1 protein-coding gene and 1 pseudogene are annotated in these 1385 nt (G+C 35.2%); both read right to left on the reverse strand.

Annotation, left to right across the window (positions count from 1 at the left end; genetic code table 11):
- Positions 1-58: 58 nt before the first annotated feature.
- Positions 59-379 carry a hypothetical protein gene (locus tag ACSZO1_RS22345; protein ID WP_437616571.1) on the reverse strand — a complete coding sequence of 107 codons (321 nt, stop codon included), beginning with the start codon at positions 377-379 and terminating at the stop codon, positions 59-61.
- A gap of 781 nt (positions 380-1160) precedes the next feature.
- Positions 1161-1337, reverse strand: a pseudogene (locus tag ACSZO1_RS22350) (integrase core domain-containing protein); the annotation flags it as partial.
- Between the last annotated feature and the right edge of the window lie 48 nt (positions 1338-1385).

A 1385-nucleotide genomic window follows, 5' to 3' on the forward strand; every position in this document is an offset into this window, starting at 1 on the left:
AGGATAGCTTATCGGTAGCTAACCGTCCCTCCATCCACATGACCAAGCGTTGCACTTATTATCTGAATTCGCGAAGCTGCAAGCTAATATCTTCCATAACTTCTGAAGATTGATGAAGATTTTTTTTACTTAAATCGTTAACCACAACATCAATACTTGATAGCTCGGATGCACTGACATTATTCAACCCCAGCAAATTTGCAACAGCCTGTGAAAAATCTGAGGGCGTCTCTGAATAGCTAACTTTACCATCTTTAAATCCAGAGGTAATGTTACGAAACAGAGCGGAAATACAGGCCGACTGGGGTGATTTTAATGAATTCGCTGCCTCCTTCTTTTTGTTGGGTTCAAGCCTTTCGTTGACTTTTAATTTCATCATTTTCATTGTCTCCGAATTTCTACTCATTACATTCAGCGCATGCATCCCAAATCCCAGTTAAAAATAATGCCTAAACGTTACAACACTCAATTCAATTTTTCTTTTTTTGTGATCAAATCTTCAAATTTTAAATGATCGCAATACCCCCCACAAAATCATCACAATGAAATATTCTCATTAAAAACATATAGATATATTACCAACTCGATATAATCGCTTACAAAATCAAGATCATAAAAATCATATAATTGAACTATTGATCATTTATTAATCAATCAATCATCACTTTTCGCGAATGACGAACATATAATAAATACATTGTATTTCAGATAGATAAAAAGAATTGATGCATTAAGAACATCAATGATGATAAATCTCATACAAAGAAATCACGTATAAACCTCACATGGTATCTGTTTTACAGATACCTATTATCCACATAATCGATTTCCATATAGAAACGACTTAGTATATCTTAAGCACCATAATAAAAATGAGATTTGCCAATCTCCGAAAACATTAATTAAATTAAGTGAGCTATGCTGTAAGACAGCCTGACAATTTGACACAATAGTATTATTTGGATTGGTTGTGTAACCAAACAGTTACAAATATAAAGTCAAACCATAAAATTTGATAAATCTTAGAATGACTAGATAATCTAATAATTGAATCCGTTTGTGCTGAAAATTGCTTTTGACGCTTATGAATGGCAGATAACAAAGGTTTTAAGAGATCCCCCATAGTCATCCCGACCTTCCCATAGGATTAGTTAATACGCTCAGTTAGTAATGTCAGATCCTTCTCTACCAGAATGACCCTCTCTCCAACCCGCAACAAATTTAGACGGCGTCAGATAATTCAGCGTTGAGTACGGGCGGTACTCATTATAATCCTGACGCCATTCACAGATGGTTTTCCTGGCATGACTGAATCGCCACGGATAATCTAGACACTTCCGAGCCGTTGATAATACTGGTTTTCATATTCTATCGGTGACATCTGA

Origin of the sequence: Erwinia sp. V71, assembly GCF_965644245.1 — a bacterium.
GTDB lineage: Bacteria > Pseudomonadota > Gammaproteobacteria > Enterobacterales > Enterobacteriaceae > Erwinia.

Coding starts and splice junctions, on each gene's coding strand:
- ACSZO1_RS22345 (WP_437616571.1), bottom strand. CDS start 379: ATGATGAAATTAAAAGTCAACGAAAGGCTTGAACCCAACAAAAAGAAG.